This window comes from Acetonema longum DSM 6540, assembly GCF_000219125.1.
GTDB lineage: Bacteria > Bacillota > Negativicutes > Sporomusales > Acetonemataceae > Acetonema > Acetonema longum.
Genome location: NZ_AFGF01000171.1, coordinates 1 through 7,032, shown reverse-complemented (window position 1 = coordinate 7,032; position 7,032 = coordinate 1). Strand labels below are relative to the sequence as shown.

At 51.7% G+C, this 7,032-nt stretch carries 7 protein-coding genes and 1 other annotated feature; all 7 genes read left to right on the top strand.

Translation table 11 applies throughout. The annotated features are described in order from the left end of the window. The first annotated feature begins 44 nt into the window (after positions 1–44). A complete protein-coding gene (gene ispD, locus ALO_RS23570; protein ID WP_004097713.1) occupies positions 45–1,346 on the top strand; it encodes a 2-C-methyl-D-erythritol 4-phosphate cytidylyltransferase in 1,302 nt (433 codons plus the stop codon). Between the two features lie 103 nt (positions 1,347–1,449). Further along, positions 1,450–1,734: a hypothetical protein gene (locus ALO_RS15680; RefSeq protein WP_004097710.1), complete on the top strand. Its 285-nt coding sequence runs from the start codon at positions 1,450–1,452 to the stop codon at positions 1,732–1,734. Between the two features lie 130 nt (positions 1,735–1,864). Continuing rightward, a complete protein-coding gene (gltX, locus tag ALO_RS15675; RefSeq protein ID WP_004097707.1) occupies positions 1,865–3,334 on the top strand; it encodes a glutamate--tRNA ligase in 1,470 nt (489 codons plus the stop codon). 69 nt (positions 3,335–3,403) lie between these two features. Beyond that, positions 3,404–3,631: a binding site (T-box leader), on the top strand. 55 nt (positions 3,632–3,686) lie between these two features. Continuing rightward, positions 3,687–4,346 carry a serine O-acetyltransferase gene (gene cysE, locus ALO_RS15670; protein ID WP_004097705.1) on the top strand — a complete coding sequence of 220 codons (660 nt, stop codon included), beginning with the start codon at positions 3,687–3,689 and terminating at the stop codon, positions 4,344–4,346. Further along, positions 4,327–5,769, top strand: coding sequence for a cysteine--tRNA ligase (cysS, locus tag ALO_RS15665; protein WP_004097703.1), 1,443 nt, complete (start codon positions 4,327–4,329; stop codon positions 5,767–5,769). The genes cysE and cysS overlap by 20 nt, the downstream gene beginning before the upstream one ends. Further along, positions 5,766–6,260: a Mini-ribonuclease 3 gene (locus tag ALO_RS15660; protein WP_004097701.1), complete on the top strand. Its 495-nt coding sequence runs from the start codon at positions 5,766–5,768 to the stop codon at positions 6,258–6,260. Before cysS ends, ALO_RS15660 begins: the two co-directional genes overlap by 4 nt. Positions 6,261–6,292: 32 nt before the next feature. After that, the gene (gene thyX / locus ALO_RS15655; RefSeq protein ID WP_040293623.1) at positions 6,293–6,952 is read left to right on the top strand and encodes an FAD-dependent thymidylate synthase; all 660 of its coding nucleotides are present in this window, start codon (positions 6,293–6,295) and stop codon (positions 6,950–6,952) included. Positions 6,953–7,032 lie beyond the last annotated feature (80 nt).

Sequence of the window (7,032 nt, the reverse complement as noted above, 5' to 3'; positions counted from 1 at the left end):
CGGGAGATGAGTTTTTGATAAATATATTTTGGAGACGACAAAAGATGGTAACAGCAATCATCGCGGCCGGCGGCAAAAGCAGCCGCATGGGCGGACAGAACAAGCAATTTTTGACTATAGCGTCTCAACCGGTGCTGATGCACAGTATACAGGCTATAGTGAGCTGCGGTCAGGTGCAGCATCTAATCATTGCCGCTTCGCAGGAAGATCTGCCGGCGATAAAAAATCTGGTCAGCAGTCTGGGCCTGGCGCAGTCACTGCAATTTGTCGAGGGCGGCAGCGAACGCCAATACTCGGTTCAAAATGCCCTGGATCAGGCACCCGCAGACAGTAAGATCATCCTGGTCCATGACGGTGCCCGCCCACTAGTGAAGCCCGTTCTGGTCCGGCAGGTGATCGAGGCTGCCCGTGAATTCGGCGCAGCCGGACTGGCTGTGCCGGTCAAAGATACCATTAAGACGGCAGATGACAATCTGCTGGTGACCGGCACACCTCCCCGCAATTCTCTTTGGGCGATACAAACTCCCCAGGCCTTCCGGGCTAACCTCCTCTTAAAAGCCTATGATCAGGCCAAACAGGACGGATATCTGGGAACAGACGATGCGTCCCTGGTGGAACGGATGGGGCACCCGGTGAAACTGGTGCCCTCTGACTATCAAAACATCAAGATCACTACCCCGGATGATCTGGCGGTAGCGGAATCTATATTATCCCAACGTGTTAACGTCGTTTCAGCCTCGGACCCGAAGACTGTTCAAACAGGTTCGGATGCAAGGCGCGACGAGGACGGGCGTGAGACTGTACGTTCGGGAGGGTACGTCGAACGCCCGCCCGCAGGAGCAACGCTGCAGATGGGCCTGTTTGAACAGTCTCCCCTGAGGGTCGGTATTGGCTACGACGTCCACCGGTTGGTAGAGGGGCGTAAACTGATCTTAGGCGGTGTGGAAATATCCCATCATCTGGGGCTGGACGGCCATTCCGATGCGGATGTACTCTTGCATGTAGTGAAAGACGCCTTATTAGGGGCAGCCGGCCTGGGTGATATTGGCCGGCATTTTCCGGATACTGACCCGGCATATAAAGGCGTCTCAAGCCTTTTATTGCTGACTCGGGTCAGAGAGATTTTGGCGCAAGCCGGGTATCAGGTCAATAATATTGACGCCACGGTTGTGGCGCAAACGCCAAAGCTGGCCGGCTATATTCAGCAAATGAATCAAAATATAGCCGCTGCACTTGCCATTCCGCTCAACCGGGTCAATGTCAAGGCTACAACTACCGAGGGGCTTGGCTTCGCCGGACGGCAGGAAGGCATTGCGGCTTATGCCGTTGCAGCGCTCTATTATTAATTACGGCGCATAATTGCATCCGTTTAGCACATATTATTAATGCCGCGATTCCATAACAAAAAAATGAAGCGGCATATTGTGCAATAACGAGGTGAGTGCGAGTATGGGCAATAGAAGAAAATTAGCCATTTGTTTATTGCTTTCCTTGTGGATCCTCCTGATTCCGGCTACAGCGGCTGCTGCCGATTGGAACCTGAATATTACCATGACCCGGGAAAAAGATGGTTCACTGTGCGGTGAACTGTGGTATAATAATGACATGCTCTGGCGTTTACGGATTCTTGCTGATGACGCAATGCCAGTTTCCAGCGGCCAAGAAATGCGGGCGACCACGGTAACTCCGGATATAGTGCATGGATTATTTTTATTGAAGGTCCATCAAATCTAACGGAGGAATCGTCGGGACGGTTCAGGCCGGAGGCTGCGATGAGTTTTGCAAGAGATTCCTAGTCGCGTTTGGTAGAGAACCAAACGCTTTCTTTATATTGTTTATATTTTTATTGTTGGGGGAATCATTCATGGTAAACAGTGAATTCCGGGTGCGGTTTGCGCCCAGTCCCACGGGGCCATTTCATATTGGCGGCGCCCGGTCGGCTTTATTTAATTGGCTGTTGGCGAAAAAACAGGGCGGGACGCTGGTTCTGCGGATTGAGGATACCGATTTGGAACGCTCCAGCCGGGAATCGGAAGAGAATATTAAATCTGCCCTGCGTTGGCTGGGCATTGTCTGGAACGAAGGAATCGACGCCGGCGGCGCTTATGGCCCTTATCGTCAGACCGAACGGCTGGAGTTTTACCAGCAGTATACGGATAAACTGATATCCGAAGGAAAAGCCTACTATTGCTACTGCAGCGAAGACGAACTGGAGGCCGAAAGGCAGGAATTATCCGGCAAAGGTGAGACTCCCCGCTATCTGGGACGCTGCCGGCATCTGTCTGAGGCTCAAAAACAGCAGTTTATCGCCGAAGGACGCAAACCGACGGTACGGTTTCATGTGCCGGAACACCAGCAGATTGTATTTTCCGATCAGGTACGCGGTGTAGTAAGTTTTGAATCCGACGGTATTGGTGATTTTGTCATTGTGAAATCCGACGGCATTCCGGTTTATAACTATGCGGTAGTTATTGACGATGCTCTGATGCACATCAGCCACGTCATCCGGGCTGAGGAACACCTTTCCAATACGCCCCGCCAAATCCTTTTGTATCAGGCTCTGGGTTTTCAAACGCCGGCATTCGGCCACATCTCACTGATCCTCGGTAAGGATCGCACCAAAATGAGCAAGCGCCACGGCGCTACCTCGGTGGACCAATACCGCAATCTGGGATATTTGCCGGAAGCCATCGTTAACTTTCTGGCTTTGCTGGGCTGGGCGCCAGCCGGTGAACAGGAGCTATTTACCAGCGAGGAGCTCATTGAGCAGTTTTCTATGGATCGGGTGGCTAAAAATCCGGCGGTTTTCGATATCGACAAATTGAACTGGATTAATGCCCAATACATAAAAAAATTGACGGCTGACCAACTGCTGGCCTTAACCTTGCCTCATCTCATCAAATCAGGTTATGTGAATGAAGAGGATTTGACTCCTGAGAAAAAGGCCTGGCTGGAAATGGTGGTGTGGGCCGTACGGGAGCAGCTAAGCTTTGGGGCCCAGATCGTCGATCATGTAGGCATCTTTTTTTCCGATGAGTTTGAATTTGAAAGCCAGGAAGCCAGAGACATTCTCCTGGACCCAGATATTCCTCAGGTCATGGATGCCTTCCGCGACAAACTTGCGGCCGTGGAAACGCTGGACATTCCCGCTACTCAGGCTTTGATGAAAAGTATTGCCAAGGAACTCAAGTTGCCCAATAAAAAGGTATTCATGCCTATCCGGGTGGCTCTGACCGGTCAAATGCACGGGCCGGAACTGTTCAGTCTGGCGCCCATACTGGGCAAAGAACGCTCCCTCAAACGCTTGGAACGCTCCCTGGAACGAGTGAGGTAGCCCCCTTGACATGGCTTTTGTCCCTCTAGTATAATGAATCAGAAGTATTCCGACTGGTTTACTTATATTTAAAATGTGATGACCGGGAGAAGTACACAATGCTTTCCTTTCAGAGAGGTTGCTTCCAGGCTGTAAGAGCAACCATGGCAATGCGCGTGGAAATGCACCCGGGAGCAGAACAGCGGAACTAGTGCCTGCGCACTGACAGTATGTTGTTCCGGATGGGTCCGTTACGCCTGGTAAGCGGGGAAGGATATCTTCCCAAGCAGAGTGGAACCGCGGTCCATCGTCTCTGTAGAGGAGATGATGGACTTTTTGTTTCTATTTTTGAATGTAGGGAGAGGGATGAACTATGTTAGAGCGAATTAAAAAGGATATCCAGGTAGTTTTTGAACGAGACCCGGCGGCAAAAAGCGTCTGGGAAGTGGTTCTTTGTTATCCCGGCCTGCACGTTCTCTGGTTTCATAGACTGGCTCACTATTTATACTGTAAGGACCTGGTGCTGCTGCCCCGGATCATCTCTAATTTTGCCCGTTTTTTGACCGGCATTGAAATTCATCCCGGAGCCAAAATCGGGGAAGGATTATTCATAGACCACGGCACTGGCGTGGTAATCGGAGAAACAGCCGAAGTCGGCGACAATGTGACCCTGTACCAGGGGGTTACCCTGGGCGGCACCGGCAAGGAGAAAGGCAAACGGCATCCTACCATAGGGGATAATGTGGTGGTGGCCACCGGCGCCAAAGTGCTGGGCTCCTTTAAAGTAGGTGACAATTCCAAAATTGGCGCCGGTTCGGTGGTACTGTCGGAAGTGCCGCCATCATCTACGGTAGTTGGCATCCCAGGCAAAATAGTCAGCCGGGACGGTGAAAAAATAGACCTGCGTCATGATAGACTGCCGGATCCTGTAGCGGAAATGCTCTCGTTGATGCAGCAAACCATCCGGCGTTTGGAAGAACGGGTGGTATATCTAGAGGAGGAATTAAAGAAACATGACCCTAAAAGTGTATAACACTCTCACCAAAAAAAAGGGAAAATTCGTGCCTTCTGAACCAGGAAAAGTGAAAATGTATGTGTGCGGCGTCACGCCCTATAATCACCCTCATATCGGCAATGCCAGGCCTTTTGTGACCTGGGATGTGATCCGGCGCTACTTTGAGCATCTGGGTTATCAGGTGTATCATGTGCAGAACTTTACCGACGTTGACGACAAGATCATCAATGCCGCCAATGCCGAGCAGGTAAGCTGGGACGTGATCGCCAACCGTTACATCGCTTCTTATTTTGAAGTGATGGATCCGCTCCGTATCCGGCGGGCTACGGTATACCCCAGAGTTTCCGAACACATGCCCCAGATCATCGACATGGTTCAGACTCTGATCAACAAGGGGTATGCCTATTTGGCCGACGGCGATGTATACTACAGTGTGGAGAAATTCCACGATTATGGCAAACTGAGCGGCCGGAGCCTGGATGATATGAAGGCCGGCGCCCGGGTGGAAGTGGACGAGCGAAAAAGGCATCCTATGGATTTCGCCCTGTGGAAAAGCGTCAAGCCGGGAGAACCATCCTGGGACAGTCCCTGGGGGCCAGGACGCCCCGGCTGGCACATTGAGTGCTCGGCAATGTCCTTTCATTACCTTGGAAAATCCTTCGATTTTCACGGCGGCGGCAGCGACTTGATCTTCCCCCATCACGAAAACGAAATTGCCCAGTCCGAAGCTTTTTGCGGCTGCGAGGAACCCTGTGTTCACTACTGGCTGCATAATGGCTTTATTACAGTAAATGAAGAGAAAATGAGCAAATCTCTGGGAAACTTCTTCCTGGTCAAAGATATTTTGACCCACTTTTCGCCGGAAGTGCTGCGGTTTTTCATCGTTTCCACTCACTACCGCAGTCCGCTGGATTTTAGCGACGAACGCCTGGCGGAAGCCGGCCGCAGCTTGGAGCGACTGAAAACAGCCCAGGAAAATCTAAAATATTTGGCAACACTTCCTGCCGGGGCAGCCAGTGAAGGTTCCCACACTTTAACAGAGGCCGCTCAACGGGCCAAAACTGAATTTTATGAAGCTATGGATGACGATTTCAATACAGCCTTGGTAACCAGTGTCATGTTCGGCTTAGCCAAAGAAATTAATATTTACCATCACGAAGTGGTTAACGGCAGGGTGGGAAGTGACCTGCAGGCATGTAAAGAGGCGGAACAGGCCCTTAAGGTTATGGCCGATACTCTGGGTGTCCTTCAGGAAAATTCTGCCCGGAGCGATGAGAATCAGGAACTGGTGGAACAGTTGATGCAGCTGATTATCACTATTCGTCAAGAAGCCCGCCAGAAAAAAGACTGGGCCACAGCCGACCAGATCCGGGACCGGCTCCATGACGCCGGCATCGTTCTGGAAGATTCGCCCCAAGGCGCCAGGTGGAAAAAACGGTGAATTTTACACATTATCAGAACCTGATGGAGCAGACCCTGAGAGAACTCCAGCAACCTCACAATGATGTCTTTAAGGCCGGGAAGCCACTAACGGCGGAACAATTTTCGCCGTTAGTTTTGGCCTATGTGGGCGATGCCTTTTTTACTCTCTATGTCCGGACCAGGCTGTTGGGGGCGGAGCGGCAGAAAGTCAGGGTGCTGCATACCTATGACGCTGAAATTGTATCGGCAACCATGCAGGCCTTTGCCGTACACAGGCTGGAGGATGAACTAAGCGAAACCGAATTGGCTGTGCTCAAGCGTGGACGCAACGCGAAGTCCACTGTGCCTAAAAGCGCCTCAGTCAGTGATTACCGCTACAGCACCGGTTTTGAGGCGGTGCTGGGCTCTTTATGGCTGGGTGGCTGCCAAGAGAGACTTTTAGAATTAGCCGGTAAGGCTTTCGATATTATTGTCCGGGAAATACAGGACAGAAAAAAACGGGGTGATTGATAGTGAAAGAGCAAGGACCCAAGGTTGCACTGATGAGTTATACCCCGGAACCGGAGCGAACAGTAGCTATGGCTGCCCGTTTATGTTATTCGCCGGTAGGGGCTGAGGAACTGGCTGAGACCATGTCACCCGCCGCCATCAGCAAACTGGTGGGCAAAATAGTCGAACTGGGCCACCTGTCCACTCTGGAACATGTGAATTTTACGTTTGCTATTGAAGGGGTGTCCCGGGTGTTAACCCATCAATTAGTCCGGCACCGAATCGCCTCTTATTCCCAGCAGTCCCAGCGCTATGTGAAGGAACACGACTTTGAGTATATTCTGCCGCCCACAGTAGTCCGGAACCCGGAGGCCCGGCAAAAATTCGAAGCGTTGATGGCCTCTATACGGACAACTTATGACGAACTGGTAGCCATGGGAGTACATCAGGAAGATGCCCGCTACTGTCTGGCAAATGCCACTGAGACTAAAATCCTCGTGACCATGAATGCCCGCTCTCTGCTGCATTTTTTTCAGTTGCGCTGCTGCAGTCGGGCTCAATGGGAGATTCGTGGTCTGGCCGAACGCATGCTGTTGGAAGTAAGAAAAGTGGCTCCCGGTCTGTTTGCTAAAGCCGGACCGACCTGTGTCACCGATGGATATTGCGGTGAAGGGGAGATGACCTGTGGACGCTTGGCAGCCAGGGACCGTTGAAAAAGGCCCATTTGCGTCACTTCAGCCTCCTGCGGGCGCGCGTCCTCGTCGCGCTATCAGAATTTGCGACTTTTCGGGAG

Excerpts from the sequence above, each read along its gene's own strand:
- gltX (WP_004097707.1), top strand. The coding sequence starts at position 1,865 with ATGGTAAACAGTGAATTCCGGGTGCGGTTTGCGCCCAGTCCCACGGGG.
- cysE (WP_004097705.1), top strand. The coding sequence starts at position 3,687 with ATGTTAGAGCGAATTAAAAAGGATATCCAGGTAGTTTTTGAACGAGAC.
- cysS (WP_004097703.1), top strand. The coding sequence starts at position 4,327 with ATGACCCTAAAAGTGTATAACACTCTCACCAAAAAAAAGGGAAAATTC.
- ispD (WP_004097713.1), top strand. The coding sequence starts at position 45 with ATGGTAACAGCAATCATCGCGGCCGGCGGCAAAAGCAGCCGCATGGGC.
- thyX (WP_040293623.1), top strand. The coding sequence starts at position 6,293 with ATGAGTTATACCCCGGAACCGGAGCGAACAGTAGCTATGGCTGCCCGT.
- ALO_RS15680 (WP_004097710.1), top strand. The coding sequence starts at position 1,450 with ATGGGCAATAGAAGAAAATTAGCCATTTGTTTATTGCTTTCCTTGTGG.